Origin of the sequence: Serratia sp. FS14 (assembly GCF_000695995.1) — a bacterium.
Classification (GTDB): Bacteria; Pseudomonadota; Gammaproteobacteria; order Enterobacterales; family Enterobacteriaceae; genus Serratia; species Serratia nematodiphila.
In genome coordinates, this window is record NZ_CP005927.1 from 852,258 (window position 1) to 870,798 (window position 18,541).

The 18,541-nt window shown below is 59.2% G+C and carries 18 protein-coding genes and 1 pseudogene; 13 read left to right on the top strand and 6 right to left on the bottom strand.

What is annotated here, in order from left to right; translation table 11 throughout:
- Positions 1-71: 71 nt before the first annotated feature.
- The 6 genes from cytR (at position 72) to rraA (ending at position 5,642) form a co-directional block, all read left to right on the top strand.
- Positions 72-1,100, top strand: coding sequence for a DNA-binding transcriptional regulator CytR (gene cytR, locus L085_RS03915; protein ID WP_004931082.1), 1,029 nt, complete (start codon positions 72-74; stop codon positions 1,098-1,100).
- Between the two features lie 65 nt (positions 1,101-1,165).
- The gene (gene ftsN, locus L085_RS03920) at positions 1,166-2,101 is read left to right on the top strand and encodes a cell division protein FtsN (protein WP_044030104.1); all 936 of its coding nucleotides are present in this window, start codon (positions 1,166-1,168) and stop codon (positions 2,099-2,101) included.
- Between the two features lie 102 nt (positions 2,102-2,203).
- Positions 2,204-2,734 carry an ATP-dependent protease subunit HslV gene (hslV, locus tag L085_RS03925; RefSeq protein WP_004931085.1) on the top strand — a complete coding sequence of 177 codons (531 nt, stop codon included), beginning with the start codon at positions 2,204-2,206 and terminating at the stop codon, positions 2,732-2,734.
- A 12-nt stretch (positions 2,735-2,746) separates the two neighbouring features.
- Complete coding sequence (hslU, locus tag L085_RS03930; protein ID WP_004931086.1) at positions 2,747-4,081, top strand: HslU--HslV peptidase ATPase subunit; 1,335 nt, start codon at positions 2,747-2,749, stop codon at positions 4,079-4,081.
- Positions 4,082-4,163: 82 nt separating this feature from the next.
- A complete protein-coding gene (locus L085_RS03935; protein WP_015379416.1) occupies positions 4,164-5,081 on the top strand; it encodes a 1,4-dihydroxy-2-naphthoate polyprenyltransferase in 918 nt (305 codons plus the stop codon).
- Between the two features lie 75 nt (positions 5,082-5,156).
- Positions 5,157-5,642, top strand: a complete 486-nt coding sequence (gene rraA, locus L085_RS03940; RefSeq protein WP_004931090.1) for a ribonuclease E activity regulator RraA — start codon at positions 5,157-5,159, stop codon at positions 5,640-5,642.
- A 60-nt stretch (positions 5,643-5,702) separates the two neighbouring features.
- On the opposite strand, the gene zapB is transcribed toward rraA, so the two are convergent.
- A complete protein-coding gene (gene zapB, locus L085_RS03945; protein WP_004931092.1) occupies positions 5,703-5,942 on the bottom strand; it encodes a septal ring assembly protein ZapB in 240 nt (79 codons plus the stop codon).
- Between the two features lie 523 nt (positions 5,943-6,465).
- Between zapB and L085_RS03950 the strand changes: the two genes are divergently transcribed.
- From L085_RS03950 to glpX, 3 genes are all read left to right on the top strand, one after another.
- Positions 6,466-7,311 (top strand): MIP/aquaporin family protein, encoded by an 846-nt coding sequence (locus tag L085_RS03950; protein WP_015379417.1) that lies wholly within the window; start codon positions 6,466-6,468, stop codon positions 7,309-7,311.
- 62 nt (positions 7,312-7,373) lie between these two features.
- Positions 7,374-8,861, top strand: a complete 1,488-nt coding sequence (gene glpK / locus L085_RS03955; RefSeq protein ID WP_044030106.1) for a glycerol kinase GlpK — start codon at positions 7,374-7,376, stop codon at positions 8,859-8,861.
- Between the two features lie 128 nt (positions 8,862-8,989).
- Positions 8,990-10,000, top strand: coding sequence for a class II fructose-bisphosphatase (glpX, locus tag L085_RS03960; protein ID WP_016929713.1), 1,011 nt, complete (start codon positions 8,990-8,992; stop codon positions 9,998-10,000).
- A 194-nt stretch (positions 10,001-10,194) separates the two neighbouring features.
- Here the strand turns inward: glpX and emrD are convergent.
- Positions 10,195-11,378, bottom strand: a pseudogene (gene emrD / locus L085_RS03965) (multidrug efflux MFS transporter EmrD).
- A 297-nt stretch (positions 11,379-11,675) separates the two neighbouring features.
- Here emrD and L085_RS03970 point away from each other — a divergent pair.
- Together L085_RS03970 and fpr are read left to right on the top strand one after the other, a co-directional pair.
- Positions 11,676-12,287, top strand: a complete 612-nt coding sequence (locus L085_RS03970) for an HTH domain-containing protein (protein ID WP_004931104.1) — start codon at positions 11,676-11,678, stop codon at positions 12,285-12,287.
- A gap of 3 nt (positions 12,288-12,290) precedes the next feature.
- Positions 12,291-13,037, top strand: coding sequence for a ferredoxin--NADP(+) reductase (gene fpr / locus L085_RS03975; RefSeq protein ID WP_004931107.1), 747 nt, complete (start codon positions 12,291-12,293; stop codon positions 13,035-13,037).
- An 8-nt stretch (positions 13,038-13,045) separates the two neighbouring features.
- Here the strand turns inward: fpr and L085_RS03980 are convergent, their stop codons facing one another.
- Entirely contained in the window at positions 13,046-13,465 is a 420-nt protein-coding gene (locus tag L085_RS03980) for a DUF805 domain-containing protein (RefSeq protein WP_004931108.1), read from the bottom strand.
- A gap of 199 nt (positions 13,466-13,664) precedes the next feature.
- Here L085_RS03980 and L085_RS03985 point away from each other — a divergent pair, with 199 nt between their 5' ends.
- Positions 13,665-14,249 (top strand): DUF1454 family protein, encoded by a 585-nt coding sequence (locus L085_RS03985; protein WP_021504458.1) that lies wholly within the window; start codon positions 13,665-13,667, stop codon positions 14,247-14,249.
- Positions 14,250-14,376: 127 nt separating this feature from the next.
- Positions 14,377-15,144 (top strand): triose-phosphate isomerase, encoded by a 768-nt coding sequence (tpiA, locus tag L085_RS03990; RefSeq protein WP_025160373.1) that lies wholly within the window; start codon positions 14,377-14,379, stop codon positions 15,142-15,144.
- Between the two features lie 65 nt (positions 15,145-15,209).
- Here tpiA and L085_RS03995 read toward each other — a convergent pair whose 3' ends face one another.
- From L085_RS03995 to fieF, 3 genes are all read right to left on the bottom strand, one after another.
- Entirely contained in the window at positions 15,210-16,199 is a 990-nt protein-coding gene (locus tag L085_RS03995; RefSeq protein WP_015379419.1) for a sulfate ABC transporter substrate-binding protein, read from the bottom strand.
- Positions 16,200-16,384: 185 nt separating this feature from the next.
- A complete protein-coding gene (gene pfkA / locus L085_RS04000; RefSeq protein ID WP_004931116.1) occupies positions 16,385-17,347 on the bottom strand; it encodes a 6-phosphofructokinase in 963 nt (320 codons plus the stop codon).
- Positions 17,348-17,578: 231 nt separating this feature from the next.
- Positions 17,579-18,481 (bottom strand): CDF family cation-efflux transporter FieF, encoded by a 903-nt coding sequence (gene fieF / locus L085_RS04005; protein WP_004931119.1) that lies wholly within the window; start codon positions 18,479-18,481, stop codon positions 17,579-17,581.
- Positions 18,482-18,541 lie beyond the last annotated feature (60 nt).

The following is an 18,541-nucleotide window of genomic DNA, read 5'->3' on the forward strand; positions in this document are numbered from 1 at the left end:
ACCGCATGCCGGACATTGTGAGCAAACAGCAGTAGTGGCGTCGGCATGGGGCTGACGCAAGGAGAAAGGCGTTGGAACACAAGAAAGAGTTATCCATGGCGACCATGAAAGACGTCGCCGAAATGGCGGGCGTTTCAACGGCTACCGTATCGCGTGCGCTGATGAATCCGGAAAAGGTGTCAACGCCAACGCGTCAGAAAGTGGAACAGGCCGTGCTGGCCGTGGGTTATTCTCCTCATGCTCTGTCACGCAATATCAAACGCAACGAATCTCGCACCATCCTGGTGATCGTGCCCGACATCTGCGATCCGTTTTTCGCGGATGTGATCCAGGGGATCGAACAGACCGCCGCCCAACAAGGTTATCTGGTGCTGATCGGCGACTGCGCGCAGCAGAACCAGCAAGAACGCACCTTCGTCAATCTGATCATCACCAAACAGATCGACGGCATGCTGCTGCTGGGCTCTAATCTACCGTTCGACGCCAGCAAGGAAGAACAGCGCAACCTGCCGCCGATGGTGATGGCCAATGAGTTCGCGCCCGAGCTGGAACTGCCGACGGTGCATATCGACAACCTGACCGCCGCCTTTGAAGCCGTGCATTATTTGCATCAACTGGGTCACCGGCAGATCGCCTGCGTCGCCGGGCCGGAACAGATGCCGCTGAGCCATTATCGGCTGCAAGGTTATGTTCAAGCGCTACGCCGTAATGGCATTACCGTCGAAAGCAGCTATATTACCCGGGGTGATTTTACCTACGAAGCCGGCGCGCAAGCGCTGACGGCGCTGATGGCTCAACCGAAACCGCCGACGGCGGTGTTCTGCCACAGTGACGTCATGGCGATCGGCGTGCTGTCCCAGGCGAAAAAAATGGGGCTGCGGGTGCCGCAGGATCTGTCGATCGTCGGCTTTGACGACCTCAAGCTGGCGCAGTATTGCGATCCGCCGCTGACCACGGTGGCGCAACCGCGCTTCCAGATCGGCCAGCAGGCGATGTTGTTGCTGTTGGAGCAGTTGAACGGCCAGACGGTGGCCAGCGGCTCCCGGCTATTGGACAGTGAATTGATTATCAGGGGCAGCACCGCTGCTCCGAAACGCTAGTCAAATATTTTAGGGTTCAGTAACATGACGGACTTATCCTCTCATCAGGACACAGCGGAATAATAGTGGCACAAAAAGACTATGTAAGCCGTGGGCGCGCAGCAGGAGCTAAGCGCAAAACCCCCAGCCGTAAAAAACGCAGTTCTCCGAAGGTTTCCAAAACCGTGCTGGCGTTAGCCGTCGCGTTGCTGGTTGTCTTTGTCGGTGGCCTCTATTTCATTACGCACAACAAGCCGGAAGACGCGCCGTTGTTGCCTGCGCACACCACTCGCCCAGGCAACGGCCTGCCGCCGAAGCCCGAAGAGCGCTGGCGCTATATCAAAGAGCTGGAAAACCGCCAGATCGGCGTACAAACCCCGACCGAACCGACGGCAGGCGGCGAGCTCAATTCCAAAACTCAGCTGACCGCCGAACAACGGCAACTGCTGGAGCAGATGCAGGCCGACATGCAGCAGCGCCCGACGCAGTTGAACGAAGTGCCGTATAACGATCCGGGCCAGGCCAACGCGCGCAGCAATCGCCAGCAGCAGCAGATGCAACAACAGCAAATGCAGCAGCAGCCGGTACAGCAACCGCAGCAGGTCACTCAGCCGCCGCGCAACCCGTTCAACAACGGGGCCACCACCGCGCCGGTGCAGCAGCACCAGCAGCCGAAGCCGGCCACCCAGCAACCGGTGCAGGTGAAACAGCCTGAGCCGAAGCCGCAACCGAAGCCGGAGCCCAAACCGGAAGTGAAACAGGAAACGGCCAAGCAGGACACCAAACCGGAATCGAAACAGAAGTGGATGGTGCAATGCGGTTCGTTCCGCGCCACCGATCAGGCTGAATCCGTGCGTGCGCGCCTGGCGTTCGAGGGCATCGAGAGCCGCATCACCGCCGGCGGCGGCTGGAATCGCGTAGTGCTCGGCCCCTACAGCAGCCGCGCCGCAGCGGACAAAACCCTTTCGCGCCTGAAGGGCGTCGGCATGTCGAGTTGCATTCCCCTCTCCGTTGGGGGTTGAAAAGCGTCAATCCCCCCCCATCTATACTCTCAATATGCCTCGTAGCGTCTGCGAAAGCAGGCGCTGCGGGGACTTCTTTCCGTCTTTAACGAGGGTCTGCTCGTGACAACAATTGTAAGCGTACGCCGCAACGGCCAGGTCGTCATCGGTGGTGATGGCCAGGCAACCCTGGGTAATACGGTGATGAAGGGTAACGTCAAGAAAGTGCGTCGCCTGTATAACGACAAAGTGATCGCCGGTTTCGCCGGTGGCACCGCTGACGCCTTCACGCTGTTTGAACTGTTTGAACGCAAACTGGAAATGCATCAGGGCCACCTGGTGAAAGCCGCCGTCGAGCTGGCGAAAGACTGGCGCACCGACCGCATGCTGCGCAAGCTCGAAGCGCTGCTGGCGGTCGCCGATGAAACCGCCTCGCTGATCATCACCGGCAACGGCGATGTGGTGCAGCCGGAAAACGATCTGATCGCCATCGGCTCCGGCGGCCCGTACGCCCAGGCCGCCGCCCGCGCCATGTTGGAAAATACCGAACTGAGCGCCCGCGACATCGTTGAGAAATCCCTCAACATCGCCGGCGACATCTGTATTTACACCAACCATTTCCACACCATTGAAGAATTGCCTTCCAAAGCGTAAGGATCGAATACCATGTCTGAAATGACCCCGCGCGAGATCGTCAGCGAACTGGACAGCTATATCATTGGCCAAAACAAGGCCAAACGCGCTGTCGCCATTGCCCTGCGCAACCGCTGGCGCCGGATGCAGCTCAACGAGATGCTGCGTCACGAAGTGACCCCGAAAAACATTCTGATGATCGGCCCGACCGGCGTCGGTAAAACCGAAATCGCCCGCCGTCTGGCGAAGCTGGCCAACGCGCCGTTCATCAAGGTTGAAGCCACCAAGTTCACCGAAGTGGGCTATGTGGGCAAAGAAGTGGACTCCATCATCCGCGATCTGACCGATGCCGCCATCAAAATGGTGCGCATGCAGTCGATCGAGAAAAACCGCACTCGCGCCGAAGAGTTGGCCGAAGAGCGCATTCTCGACGTGCTGATCCCGCCGGCCAAAAACAACTGGGGCCAGCCGGAAGAAAATCAGGAACCGTCCGCCGCCCGCCAGGCATTCCGTAAGAAACTGCGCGAAGGCCAGCTGGATGACAAAGAGATCGAAATCGATCTGGCCGCCGCGCCGATGGGCGTGGAAATCATGGCGCCTCCTGGCATGGAAGAGATGACCAACCAGCTGCAATCGATGTTCCAGAACCTCGGCGGCCAGAAGCAAAAACCGCGCAAGCTGAAGATCAAAGAAGCCTTCAAGCTGCTGGTGGAAGAAGAAGCCGCCAAGCTGGTGAATCCGGAAGAGCTGAAAGAGCAGGCGATCGAAGCGGTTGAGCAGCACGGCATCGTGTTTATCGATGAGATCGACAAAATCTGTAAGCGCGGCGGCCAAAGCTCCGGCCCGGATGTCTCGCGCGAAGGCGTGCAGCGCGATCTGCTGCCGCTGGTGGAAGGCTGCACCGTGTCCACCAAGCACGGCATGGTGAAGACCGACCACATCCTGTTCATCGCTTCCGGCGCGTTCCAGACCGCCAATCCGTCGGATCTGATCCCGGAACTGCAGGGCCGTCTGCCGATCCGCGTTGAGCTGCAGGCGCTGACCACCGAAGACTTCGAGCGCATCCTGACCGAGCCGAGCGCGTCGCTGACCGAGCAGTACAAAGCGCTGATGGGCACCGAAGGCGTCAACATCGAGTTCACCGCCGACGGCATCCGCCGCATCGCCGAAGCCGCGTGGCAGGTCAACGAAAGCACCGAGAACATCGGCGCGCGTCGTCTGCACACCGTGCTGGAGCGTCTGATGGAAGATATTTCCTACGATGCGAGTGAAATTAATGGCCAATCCATTACAATTGATGCGGATTACGTGCGCAGTCATCTGGATGAACTGGTGGCGGATGAAGATTTGAGTCGTTTTATCCTATAATCGCTCAATCATTGTCTTGTCAGTCATCTGTGTGGGAGGCATTGCCTCCCACAATTATTTCTAACGGACACAGAAGCGAAACATGAGCTCATCAACCTCCACCACCCCGATTTCCGCCTGGCTGGAAAGTCTACGCCCCCGCACCCTGCCGCTGGCCTTTGCCTCCATCGTGGTCGGCTCGGCAATCGCCGCCTGGCACGGTAGCCTGAAACCGGAAGTAGCGCTCCTGGCGCTGTTGACCGCCGGCCTGCTGCAGATCCTCTCCAACCTGGCGAACGACTACGGCGATGCGGTCAAAGGCAGCGACAAAGAAGATCGCATCGGGCCATTGCGCGGCATGCAGAAAGGCATGATCACCCAGGCGCAGATGAAACGGGCGCTGGTGGTGACGGTGGTGCTGATCGCCCTCGCCGGCTGTTCGCTGATCGCCGTCGCCTGTGAGCAACCCAGCGACGTGGTGGGTTTCCTGGTGCTGGGCGGGCTGTCCATCGTGGCGGCCATCACCTACACCGTCGGCAACAAGCCCTACGGATATTTGGGGCTGGGCGATATCTCGGTGCTGGTGTTCTTCGGCTGGCTGAGCGTGGCCGGCACCTACTATCTGCAGACGCACACCTTCGACAGCGTCGTGATGCTGCCGGCCACCGCCTGCGGCCTGCTGGCGACGGCGGTGCTCAACATCAACAATCTGCGCGATATCGAAAGCGATCGCGAAAACGGCAAGAATACGCTGGCAGTGCGTCTCGGCCCGCACAAGGCGCGCATTTACCACGCCCTGCTGCTCGGCGGCGCGGTGCTGTGTTTCGCGCTGTTCACGCTGTTCAACCTCCACAGCCCGTGGGGTTGGCTGTTCGTGCTGGCGATCCCGCTGCTGGTGCGCCACGGCCTGCGCGTGCTGCGCGATCCGACGCCGGTCGGCATGCGGCCGATGCTGGAGCATATGGTCAAGGCGGCGTTGCTGGCCAACCTGCTGTTCGCCATCGGCGTGGCGCTCAGTTAAAAACTGATGATTTTGCCAACAGGGCGAATAAAGGGATATACTGAACATTCCTGCGGCAAACAGACGTAAAATCCTATGAAATACGATACTTCCGAACTTTGCGACATCTATCATGAAGAGGTGAACGTTGTTGAACCTCTGTTCTCCAATTTTGGCGGGCGTACTTCATTTGGCGGGCAGATCACCACGGTGAAATGCTTTGAGGATAACGGCCTGTTATTCGATCTGCTTGAAGAAAACGGCCGCGGCCGCGTGCTGTTGGTCGACGGCGGCGGTTCGGTACGCCGGGCGCTGATCAACGCCGAACTGGCGCGCCTGGCCGCCCAGAACGAATGGGAAGGCATCGTGGTGTACGGCGCGGTGCGCCAGGTGGACGATCTGGAAGAGCTCGACATCGGCATTCAGGCGATGGCGGCGATCCCGGCGGGTGCCGTAAGCGAAGGCGTGGGCGAAAGCGATATCCGCGTCAACTTCGGTGGCGTCACCTTCTTCTCAGGCGACCACCTGTATGCCGACAACACCGGCATCATCCTCTCCGAAGACCCGCTCGACATCGAGTGATTTTCGGACATGAAAAAGGGCGCCTCAGGCGCCCTTTTCGTTGCTGCATGGCGTAAGGAATCAAACCTCTTCCATTTTGCCCAGCAGCGCGCGCAGGCGATCTTGCCATACGTGCTGTTCTTCTTTCAGCTGTTGGTTTTCACGCACCAGCGCTTCGTGGTTGCCGGAGGCAGCCTGAACTTCCTGCGACAGAGAGTTGTTTTTGTCTTTCAGCTCTTCAATTTCCATCTGCAACAAGGTGATGGTATCAATCGCCTGCTGTACTTTTGCTTCCAGTTTCTCAAATACTTCAAATGACATGCTTCAGTCCCCTCATGATAGCAAGGCGTACATCTATAAGTAGCGGCCGCAACGTCGGCTGCAGCTACTGCGAATATTGCATCGCGCTCAGTGACGCGCGCCGTTACGAAAGGCGCGCCGGTCTCGATTCGTTAAAAACGATTGTAAGTAGCCAGTCTCCGCCTGTCTAGCAACATACCGGATCATCGCGCAGTCTGTTGCAATTTTCCTGCCCCCGCCATCAGCAAAAACTGAAAATCCCCATCGCCGCCGCCGCGAGTTGTTAACGCCCCTCGCTAAACCACTGGTCAGATCACACTTTTATGGCTCAGAAAGAACACTAAACGACGCGAAATCGCTCAATTTTATGACGCGCCACACACATTTTGATTTCGCTATTTCTCGTTTATGTTCGTTAACGATAAATTTACATCACGTCCTCATTCAATAATTGGACGAGATGAAAAAACTGTGCCCATAGGTCAGATGTATACCTGGCTGAGCCTATAAACCAACAACCGCCGTTTTGCAGGACACCAACATTATGAGCCAAACCACCAGTCCGACATTAAAAGGCCAGTGCATCGCCGAGTTCCTCGGCACGGCGCTGCTGATCTTCTTTGGCGTAGGCTGCGTTGCCGCGCTGAAACTGGCGGGCGCCAGCTTCGGCCAGTGGGAAATCAGCATCATTTGGGGCCTGGGCGTCGCCATGGCCATCTATCTGACCGCCGCCATTTCCGGTGCGCATCTCAACCCGGCGGTCACCCTCGCCCTGTGGCTGTTCGCCTGCTTCGACGGGCGCAAAGTGGTGCCTTACATCATTGCGCAGGTCGCCGGCGCCTTCTGCGCCGCGGCCTTGGTCTACGGACTGTACTACAACCTGTTCTTCGACTTCGAAGCGGCCCACCACATGGTGCGCGGCAGCAACGAAAGCCTCGAACTGGCAGGCATCTTCTCGACTTACCCTAACGCGCACATCTCCGTCGGCCAGGCCTTCCTGGTAGAAATGGTGATCGCTGCAATCCTGATGTGCCTGATCCTGGCGCTGACCGACGACGGCAACGGCATTCCGCGCGGCCCGCTGGCGCCGCTGCTGATCGGTATTCTGATTGCCGTGATCGGCGCCTCCATGGGACCATTGACCGGCTTTGCGTTGAACCCGGCGCGTGACTTCGGGCCGAAACTGTTCGCCTACCTGGCCGGCTGGGGCAAAGTCGCCTTCACCGGCGCACGCGACATCCCGTACTTCCTGGTGCCGATCTTCGCCCCTATCGTCGGCTGTGGCCTGGGCGCTTTCGGTTACCGCGCGCTGATTGGCCGCCACCTGCCGTGCGACGTCTGCGTGACGGAAGAAGAGCCTGACGCCAAGACCCAGCAGCGTAAAGCGTGATGGGTGCAGTTTTACACGGTTAACAACAGCAGGATAATTACCATGACTGTAGAAAAAAATACATTGTCGCACTCGACCAAGGGACCACCAGCTCACGTGCCGTCGTGCTCGATCACGACGCCAACATCGTTGCAGTATCGCAGCGCGAATTCCCGCAGATCTATCCAAAGGCCGGCTGGGTTGAGCACGACCCAATGGAGATCTGGGCGTCGCAAAGTTCGACGTTGGTAGAAGTGCTGGCGAAAGCCGACATCAATTCCGATCAGATCGCCGGCATCGGCATCACCAACCAGCGCGAAACCACCATCGTCTGGGAAAAAGAGACCGGCAAGCCGATTTACAACGCCATCGTTTGGCAGTGCCGCCGCACCGCCGACATCTGCGAGAAGCTCAAGCGCGACGGCCTGGAAGAGTACATCCGTCACAACACCGGCCTGGTGGTTGACCCGTACTTCTCCGGCACCAAGGTGAAGTGGATCCTGGACAACGTCGAAGGCGCCCGCGAGCGCGCCAAACGCGGCGAACTGCTGTTCGGCACCGTGGATACCTGGCTGGTGTGGAAGATGACCCAGGGGCGCGTACACGTCACCGATTACACCAACGCCTCACGCACCATGATGTTCAACATCCACGAGCTGGACTGGGACGAACGCATGCTGGAAGTGCTGGACATTCCGCGCGCCATGCTGCCGAAAGTCCGCCCGTCCTCCGAAGTGTACGGCCAGACCAACATCGGCGGTAAGGGCGGCACGCGTATTCCTATCGCCGGTATCGCCGGTGACCAGCAGGCGGCACTGTACGGCCAGCTGTGCGTTCAACCGGGCATGGCGAAGAACACCTACGGCACCGGCTGCTTCCTGCTGATGAACACCGGCAAAGAAGCGGTGCGCTCGAAAAACGGTCTGCTGACCACCATCGCCTGCGGCCCACGCGGCGAAGTGAACTATGCGCTGGAAGGCGCGGTGTTCATCGGCGGTGCGTCTATCCAGTGGCTGCGCGACGAGCTGAAACTGATCAGCGACGCCGCCGACTCCGAATATTTCGCCACCAAGGTGAAAGACAGCAACGGCGTCTATGTGGTGCCGGCCTTCACCGGCCTGGGCGCGCCCTACTGGGATCCGTATGCCCGCGGCGCCATCTTCGGCCTGACCCGTGGTGCCAACAGCAACCACATCATCCGCGCCACGCTGGAATCCATCGCCTTCCAGACCCGTGACGTGCTGGACGCTATGCAGGCCGACGCCAACACCCGCCTGCAATCGCTGCGCGTGGACGGCGGCGCGGTCGCCAACAACTTCCTGATGCAGTTCCAGTCCGATATTCTCGGCACCCGCGTAGAACGCCCTGAAGTGCGTGAATCGACGGCGCTGGGCGCGGCGTTCCTGGCGGGCCTGGCCATCGGCTACTGGAACGATCTGGATGAAGTGAAGAGCAAAGCGGTGGTTGAGCGTGAATTCCGCCCAAGCATCGAAACCACCGAACGCAACTACCGCTACAGCGGCTGGAAAAAAGCGGTGGCTCGCGCTCAGGCATGGGAAGATCACGAGTAATCCCGAAGCTGCCGTTTCGCCAACAAGCGCTGCCTGCGGGCGGCGCTTTTTTTTGCCCCGCCCTGCCGCCACCGCGCTGTGATAGACTTTGCCGATATTTTCCTCCCTTTCTCACAGACAGGTTTGCCATGAAACGTGAATTAGCCATCGAATTCTCCCGCGTTACCGAAGCCGCCGCGCTGGCGGGCTACAAATGGCTGGGACGCGGCGACAAGAACGCCGCCGACGGCGCGGCGGTCCACGCCATGCGCATCATGCTCAACAAAGTGGATATCGATGGGCGCATCGTGATCGGCGAAGGCGAGATCGACGAAGCGCCGATGTTGTATATCGGCGAGCAGGTCGGTACCGGTCAGGGCGACGCGGTCGACATCGCGGTCGATCCGATCGAAGGCACCCGCATGACCGCCATGGGCCAGTCCAATGCGCTGGCGGTATTGGCGGTGGGCGATCGCGGCACCTTCCTGCACGCGCCGGACATGTACATGGAGAAGCTGGTGGTCGGCCCGGCAGCGCGCGGCGCCATCGATCTCAACCGGCCATTGGCCGAGAACCTGCAGAACGTCGCCGAACGACTGGGCAAACCGCTGTCGCAGCTGACGGTGATTGTATTGGCCAAACCGCGCCACGACGGCGTCATCGCGCAGATGCAGCAATTGGGCGTGCGAGTATTCGCCATTCCTGACGGCGACGTAGCGGCCTCCATTCTCACCTGCATGCCGGAAAGCGAGGTCGATGTGATGTACGGCATCGGCGGCGCGCCGGAAGGGGTGATCTCAGCCGCGGTGATCCGCGCGCTGGACGGTGACATGCAGGCGCGTTTGCTGCCGCGTCATGAGGTGAAAGGCGACAGCGCCGAAAACCGCCGCATCGGCGAACAGGAGTTGGCCCGCTGCCGGGAGATGGGTATCGAAGCCGGCCAGGCGCTGCGTCTGGATCAGATGGCGCGCAACGACAACGTGATCTTCTCCGCCACCGGCATCACCAAGGGCGATCTGCTGGAAGGCATCAGCCGCCAGGGCAACATGGCCACCACCGAAACGTTGCTGATCCGCGGCAAGTCGCGCACCATCCGCCGTATTCGTTCGACCCACTATCTGGATCGCAAAGACCCGGCGCTGCACGAGTTTCTGCTGTAACGAAACAGGGCGCCGAATGGCGCCCTGATGATTGATGACAAACCTCATGCCCTTGCCGTGTTGGCAGAGAACAGCGAATAAAAAACAAGGAAAATCAATTTATTGATTTTCGGCTGATAACCACAAAGGGGAGAAAAACCCCGCTTTTTCTCCCCTTTGTCAACGGTATGAGGGCGCCGAATGGCGCCCTGTCGTTATGCGGTATGCCCCTGATGCTGCATACGATTGGACAGCGGCCACCAGCACAGCAGGATCAGCAGCGCCATTGCGAACATCAGCAAGCCGAGGCTGAACTGCCCGGTTTGCGGCAACATGGCGGACAGCCAGGTCGCCAGACCGGACCCCATGTTCTGCATCCCGCCCACCAGTGCGCCCGCCGCGCCTGCCAGGTAAGGGAACGGCTCCATCGCCCCGGTGGTCGCCAGCGGGAACAGCATGCCGGCGCCGAAGAAGAACAGCGCGGCCGGCACGATCAGCGTCCAGATGTTCATCACGCCGAACCAGCCCGGGATCCACATCATCGCCCCCGCCAGCAGGCAGCTAATCACCGAATGCCACATCAGCGTGTGGAAAGTCTTGCCGTCGCGCCCGGCGTACCAGGCGCCGAAAAACGCCGCCGGGATCGGCAGAATGAACAGGATGCTGACGGTCAGCCCACTCAGCCCCAACACGCCGCCCATCAACACGCCACAGCTGGCCTCGAATACCGCAATCCCCGCCAGCGCGCCGATCAGCATCACCAGATAGCAGCTGAAGGTGCTGTCACCCAGCAGCTGGCGGAAACTGGCCAGCATGCGACGTTTTCCGTTTGCACCGGGCGAGTTTCCGGCAGCCAGCGGAACATGGCGAAGGCGACGCAGGCGCACAGCGCCAGCAGGAAGGCGTAGCAGGCGCGCCAGCCGAACACCATCGCCAATGCGCCGCCGATCACCGGCGCCAGCAGCGGGCTAACCAAAATCCCCATGTTCAACAGGCTGTTGGCGTAGCGCAGGGCGGTGCCGGCATACAGATCGCGCGGCATGGTGCGCGCCATCACGCCCGCCACGCCGGTGCCCATGCCCTGAATCGCGCTGGCGGCAACCAGCATCGTCAGGTTGGTGGACAGCAGCGCGCCCAGCGCACCGACCAGGAAGATCATCATGCCGGTCAGGATCACCGGGCGGCGCCCGATACGATCCGATATCGGCCCGTAAATCAGCTGGGAGAAACCGTAGGTCAGCAGATACGCCGCCATCACCCGTTGCACGGCGCCGGTGCGAACCGACAGATCGTGGGCGATATCAGCAATAACGGGAACATAAATAGTTTGCGCCATCTGGCCGACGGCGACCAACAGGATAAGCATCACCAGCAGGTGAAAATTCTCTAGTTTTCTCATTATCTTCGTTAACGTTTCAACTCGTCACAGCGTCCCGGTATGGCCGTTGCAGCAGCCAGAACGGCGAGCAGCCCTCTATGGCGGCATAAACTAATCAAATCTGATTTTTTTAGCGAGTTTCAGGCAGATATTGATCCAGGTCACACTGGCAGCAAACCCGACCAGGCTCGTAAATTAAACTGTACGTCTAACGCTTTGGAGTTAAAAATAGCGCCCTTGCAGTAGCCGCGCTTTAGCATTTAATCGATAATTATTTTCATCAACTTGAAATAAAATAACACCATAGGGATTTGGTTCATGAAAACACCTGAGCTGATTTTATTGCAGTTAAAGGCTCTCGGCCCGCACTCGGCCAAAATGCTGGCGGAGCGTCTGGACATCACGCCGATGGGCATCCGACAACATCTGCAATCCCTGGAAAAACGTGAGTTGGTTTGTTACGAAGAAGCGCGCAGCAAGGTCGGCCGCCCGACGCGCTACTGGTCGCTGACAGCGCGAGGGCACGCTTTTGCGGCCGCCGATCAGGAACGGCTGCGGGCATCCGCGCTGCGGCTGTTTGGCGGCGCCGGCGTGGAACCGTTGCTGAACGCGCGTGAAGAGCAGCTTTATCTGCGTTATGCCGAAGAGCTGTCTGCCGAGCGCAGCCACCAAGAGCGGTTAGCCCGATTGGTGCGTCTGCGGCAACATGATGGTTACATGGCTGAATTGCTCGATCATCCGCACGGTGCGCTGTTGGTGGAAAACCACTGTCCGATCGGCGTGGCCGGTTCCAACTGCAGCAGCCTGTGCAATTCCGAGCTGCAGCTGTTTCACCGCCTGTTCGGCAACGACTATCGGATAGAGCGCACCACGCACGCCATTTCCGGCTCACGACATTGTGCTTATTTGATTCGACCACGGGAGCTTTAGAGTATGGCTGAATGGGTAAACGGCAAGGTTACGCAGGTAAAACAATGGACCGACGGGCTGTTCAGCCTGGTGGTCAATGCCCCCATCGATCCTTTCACCGCCGGGCAATTCGCCAAACTGGCGCTGGAGATCGACGGCGAACGAGTGCAACGCGCCTACTCCTACGTCAATGCCCCCGATGACGCCAACCTGGAGTTCTATCTGGTGACGGTGCCGGAAGGCAAACTGAGCCCGCGCCTCAATCAGCTGCGGCCAGGGTCGGATGTCATGGTGACCAAAGAAGCCGCCGGCTTCTTCGTGCTGGATGAGGTGCCCGACTGCGACACGCTGTGGATGCTGGCGACCGGCACCGCCATCGGCCCCTATTTATCGATTCTGCAGCAAGGTGTCGGCCTGGAACGCTTTAACAACCTGGTGCTGGTGCACGCCGCGCGTTTTGCGCGCGATCTGAGCTACCTGCCGCTGATGCAGCAACTGCAGCAACGCTACAACGGCAAGCTGCGCATCCAGACCGTCGTCAGCCGTGAAGAGACGCCCGGTTCACTGACCGGCCGCGTGCCGGCGCTGATCGAGGACGGCCGGCTGGAAGCGGCGATCGGCTTGACCATCGACGCCGAAACCAGCCACGTGATGCTGTGCGGCAACCCGCAGATGGTGCGGGACACCCAGCAAACGCTGAAAGACCACCGCCAAATGCGCAAGCACCTGCGCCGCAAACCGGGCCACATCACCAGCGAGCACTACTGGTAACCCGAGGATCAGCGGAACTTCACCGGTTCGGCTTCCGGGCCGAACCGATTGTCTCCCGGCGTGCCGACGAAGGCGCCCAGATCGATAGTCATCATCACGATAATCAGCGTCGGGATGAAACGCCCGACGCCCCATTGCCAGATCGGCGCCAGCATTTGCCAGTTGCCCGCCGCCAGCATCCACGCCAGGATCAGCAGCAACGCCCACCAGCCGGCCTTGTTGCGATCGTGCAGACGTTTGACCAGCACCGCCGCCGTCGGCCACAGCAGCGCCACGATAAAGAAGGCGATGGATTGGATGGCGATCAATTGATAATTGGCCAGCGTAAACGCCGCCGCCATCAGCACCAACCACAGCCCCATCCAGATCCAGAAGTCGCGCCGCCCGATGCGGCCCTTAAAAGAAAAACACCACTGTTGTAACGTCATCGATTCCTGCGCTCTAAGCCTGCCCATATTCTGCGCCGCAGTGTAACATAGGCGCTGCCGGGCCGAGTTTTCCGCCTTGCATAACGCGGCGCGCCGCACAGCTTTCTCGTCAGCGAACCGATAATGGCGTGGGATCTTTGACAAGGCCTGCGGGTTATCGCTTTAATCGGAGCCATCTTTGTCCTTGATGCCATACGCCATGCTGAGAAAAACCCTCGCCATCGCCTGCCTGCTGCAGGCCGCCGCCAGCGCCTGGGCCGAACCGCCCGCCGCCGAAGCGAAACCGACCGCGCCTTACCTGCTGGCCGGGGCGCCGACCTTCGATCTGACGGTGGTCAAGTTCCGCGAGAAATACAATCGCGACAACCCCAAGCTGCCGATTGGCGAATTCCGCGCCATTCCCGCCGCCGAAGACGATTCGCCGCTGCTGACGCGCGCCGCCAGTAAACTCAACGAAAACCTGTACGCCTCCACCGCACTGGAGAAAGGCACCGGCAAAATCAAAACGTTGCAGATCACGCATCTGCCGCTGCAGCAGGCCAATGAAGAAAAAGCCGCGCGCGCCATCGCCATCAACTACATGGCGGCGCTGATGCGCCAGTTCGAACCGGCATTGACGGTGGAACAGAGCCAGAACAAGGTGAACAGCCTGCTGGAAAAAGGCAAAGGATCGCGCTTTTACCAACAGCAGGTCGGCGCCATTCGCTATGTCGTCTCGGACAACGGCGATAAAGGCGTCACCTTCGCGGTTGAACCGATTAAGCTGGCGCTTTCCGAGCCGTAACGGCGCGGCATTTAATGACGAAAAGCAAAGCCTTCGCGCTTAATGATCTCTATACTGTTGGGCAGGTAAACTGCCGGTCCGGCAGTTGTCATTTCGACTCTCGCGTTCCCTAGTTGGAGGAAAAAACATGCGTCATCCATTAGTTATGGGTAACTGGAAGCTTAACGGCAGCACTCACATGGTCAACGAACTGATCGCCGGTCTGCGCCATGAGCTGAGCAGCGTTGACGGCTGTGGCGTCGCCATCGCCCCGCCGGTGATGTATCTGGATCAGGCCAAGCACGCGCTGGCCGGCAGCCGCATCGCGCTGGGCGCGCAGAACGTGGACGTTAACCTGTCCGGCGCCTTCACCGGTGAAGTTTCCGCCAACATGCTGAAAGACGTCGGCGCTCAGTACATCATCATCGGCCACTCCGAGCGTCGCACCTACCACAAAGAAAGCGACGAAGTGATCGCCGAGAAATTCGCCGTGCTGAAAGAAGCCGGCCTGATCCCGGTGCTGTGCATCGGTGAAACCGAAGCGGAAAACGCCGCGGGCAAAACCGAAGAAGTATGCGCGCGCCAGATCGACGCCGTGCTGAAAACGCTGGGCGCACCGGCGATGAAAGGCACCGTGATCGCCTATGAGCCGGTCTGGGCCATCGGTACCGGCAAATCCGCCACCCCTGCACAGGCGCAGGCCGTGCACAAATTTATCCGCGATCACATCGCCAAGCACGATGCCGCGGTTGCCGCTGAAATCATCATCCAGTACGGCGGTTCGGTGAACGACAAGAACGCCGCAGAGCTGTTCTCCCAGCCGGACATCGATGGCGCGCTGGTTGGCGGCGCCTCGCTGAAAGCCGACGCTTTCGCCGTGATCGTCAAAGCCGCTGCCGCAGCGAAAAAAGCCTGATTGCCTTAGGCTTGCCATAAAAAAACCCCGGCTTGCCGGGGTTTTTTATTGCCGTTTAAACGGCATCAGCGTTTGCTGATTTCGTCGAATACGCCGCCGGTGGCGAAGTGCACCTTCTGCGCTTCGGTCCAGCCGCCGAAGGTGTCATCCACGGTGAACAGCTTCAACTGCGGGAACTGCCCGGCGAACTTGGCCGCCACCGCCGCATCGCGCGGGCGGTAATAGTGCTGTGCCGCGATAGTCTGCCCTTCCGGCGAATACAGATATTTCAGGTAGGCGGTCGCCACCTCGCGGGTACCGCGTTTGTCGACCACCTTATCCACCACCGACACCGTCGGTTCGGCCAGGATCGATTCACTCGGGGTGATAATCTCGAACTTGTCTTTGCCCAGCTCTTTCTCCGCCAGCAACGCTTCGTTTTCCCAGGCGATCAGCACGTCGCCGATGCCGCGCTCAACGAAGGTGTTGGTCGAGCCGCGCGCGCCGGAATCCAGCACTTCGACGTTCTTGTACAGGTTTTTGACGAAGTCCTGCGCCTTGGCCTTATCGTTGTTGTTGTGATGCAACGCGTAGCCCCAGGCGGCCAGGTAGTTCCAGCGGGCGCCGCCGGAAGTTTTCGGGTTTGGTGTGATCACCGACACGCCCGGCTTGATCAAATCAGGCCAGTCATGAATCTGTTTCGGGTTGCCTTTGCGCACCAGGAAGACGATGGTCGAGGTGTAAGGCGCCGAATTGTCCGGCAGGCGTTTGATCCAGTCTTTCTCGATGCGCCCGCGTTCGGCGATAGCGTCGACGTCATAGGCTAACGCCAGCGTCACCACATCGGCCTCGATGCCGTTGATCACCGACGTCGCCTGCTTGCCGGAGCCGCCGTGCGACTGGCGCACCGTCACCTTGTCGCCGGTTTCCGCCTGGTAGTGCTTGCTGAATGCCGTGTTATAAGCCTGATAGAACTCACGCGTCGGATCGTATGACACGTTCAGCAACTGAATATCCTTCGCCATGGCGCCGGACGCCAACAGCACCAATGTCAGACCTACACCCCATTTACGCATCGACAGGCTCTCCCAGAAAATTAAGCGCAACCTCAATCGGTTGATTTAGCATCAGAGCCTGCCAGAAACTTTCCCGGCAACTAAAGAATAAAAAATTTTGGGATAGATGATTCTGGAATATGTCACCGGCGAGCATAAAAAGCCCCCGGGAGCGGAGGCTTTTTTGTCGTGCGGTGAGTGGCGTATCAGTACAGCTTTTTCGCCGTTTCCAGCCAGTCGCCCTTGAACGGACGCTTCATGTTTTCGATCGCGTCGATGATGTCGTGGTGCACCATTTTTTCGTTCTGGATACCGACGCAGCGGCCGCCGTATCCCTGCAGCAGCAGTTCGATGGCGTAGGCGCCCATGCGCGAGGCCAGGATGCGGTCATAGGCGACCGGCGAACCGCCGCGCTGAATGTGGCCCAGCACGGTGGCGCGGGTTTCACGCTTGGTTTCCTGCTCAATGTGGCGCGCCAGCTCATCGATATCGCAGATGTGCTCGGTGATCGCCACGATGGCGTGTTTTTTGCCTTTGGCGATACCGGCCTTGATTTCGCACACCAAATCTTCGCGGTTGAATTCGATTTCAGGCAGCACGATGAATTCGCAGCCGCCGGCAATCGCCGCCGCCAGCGTCAGATCGCCGCAGTAACGGCCCATCACTTCCACGATGGAGATACGCTGGTGCGACGAGGAGGTATCGCGCAGGCGGTCGATCGCTTCCACCACGGTTTCCAGCGCGGTAAAGTAACCGATGGTGTAGTCGGTGCCGGCGACATCGTTATCGATGGTGCCCGGCAGACCGATGCACGGGAAGCCTTCTTCCGTCAGGCGTTTGGCGCCCATGTAGGAACCGTCGCCGCCGATCACCACCAGCGCGTCGATGCCGCGATTCTTCAGGTTTTCAATCGCCTTGGCACGCACGTTTTCATCCCTGAACTCCGGGAAGCGGGCCGAACCAAGGAAGGTGCCGCCACGGTTGATCATGTCGGATACGCTATAGCGATCCAGCTGCTCCATGCGATCTTCGTACAAGCCAAGGTAGCCATCGTAAATACCAAAAACTTCCAGACCTTCTGAAAGCGCAGAACGCACAACGCCGCGGATTGCAGCGTTCATACCCGGCGAATCACCGCCGCTCGTCAGTACACCGATTTTCTTGATCATGACTACCTCTGAACTGTGTAGATGCAATTTCTTAAGAATTCTGTCTCCGCCGATCGTCTTGAAACCTCTCCGGCTGCAGAAAACCAGCTTTATGGCTTATTGCTGGATATTATATCAAAAACACCCAGCTGAATTGATTCAAGTCACGCAATATAACGGTTAAAACACCGCATGGCACGCTGAGCTAACTCAGATATTCATGATAATACTTTGCGCTATGCCTCTATATGATTATAGCTCCCAATGCCCCTGCCTACCCGGCGGCACCACGGAGCACGGATCCAGGTGAATGATGACATCCGCCCCCGCAAAACGGTGCCGCAACGCCTGTTCCACCTGATCGGCTAACCGGTGCGCCTCGCGCAGCGGCAGCGTGTCGTCCATCTCCAGATGCAGCTGGATGAAACGCGTCGGCCCCGACTGCCGCGTGCGCAGATCGTGTGCGCCTTTCACCCCGGGCCAGGAGGAAACCACGGCGATAATCGCCTGGCGCTCGTCATCCGGCAACGCCCGATCCAACAGCGACTGCACCGCTTCATAACCCATGCGCAGCGCGCTATACAGAATGTAAACGCCGATGCCCAGCGCAAACAGCGCATCCGCCCGTTGGAAGCCGTACCAGCTTAGCCCAAGAGCGATAAGAATAGCACCATTCATCATGACATCTGACTGATAATGCAGCATATCTGCGCGCACGGCCTGGCTGCGCGTTTTTCTGACCACCCAGCGTTGATAGGTGACCAGCATCAGGGTGCTGACTAACGCGATCACCGTCACGACGACCCCAACGCCGGGATCGCGCAGCGTTTGCGGTGCATACAGATGCTGGAAGCCGGTGAGAAACAGAAACAGGGCGGAACCGGAAATAAACATGCTTTGCGCCAGCGCCGCCAGCGACTCCGCTTTGCCGTGGCCAAAGGTGTGCTCGGCATCGGCAGGCTGCAGCGAATAGCGCACCACCAGCAGGTTGGTCAGCGAGGCGGCGATATCGACCAGCGAATCCACCAGCGCCGCCAGCAGGCTGACAGAACCGGTCTGGTACCAGGCGACGATTTTGATCAGCAACAGCGACGACGCCAGCGCGGTAGCGGCCAACGCAGCGGACTTTACCAGGCGTGCATAGCGCTGTTCCATTGAGGGATCCCGGTCAAAAGGTATGGCGCTCAATATAGCGAAATGTCGGATAAAAAAACC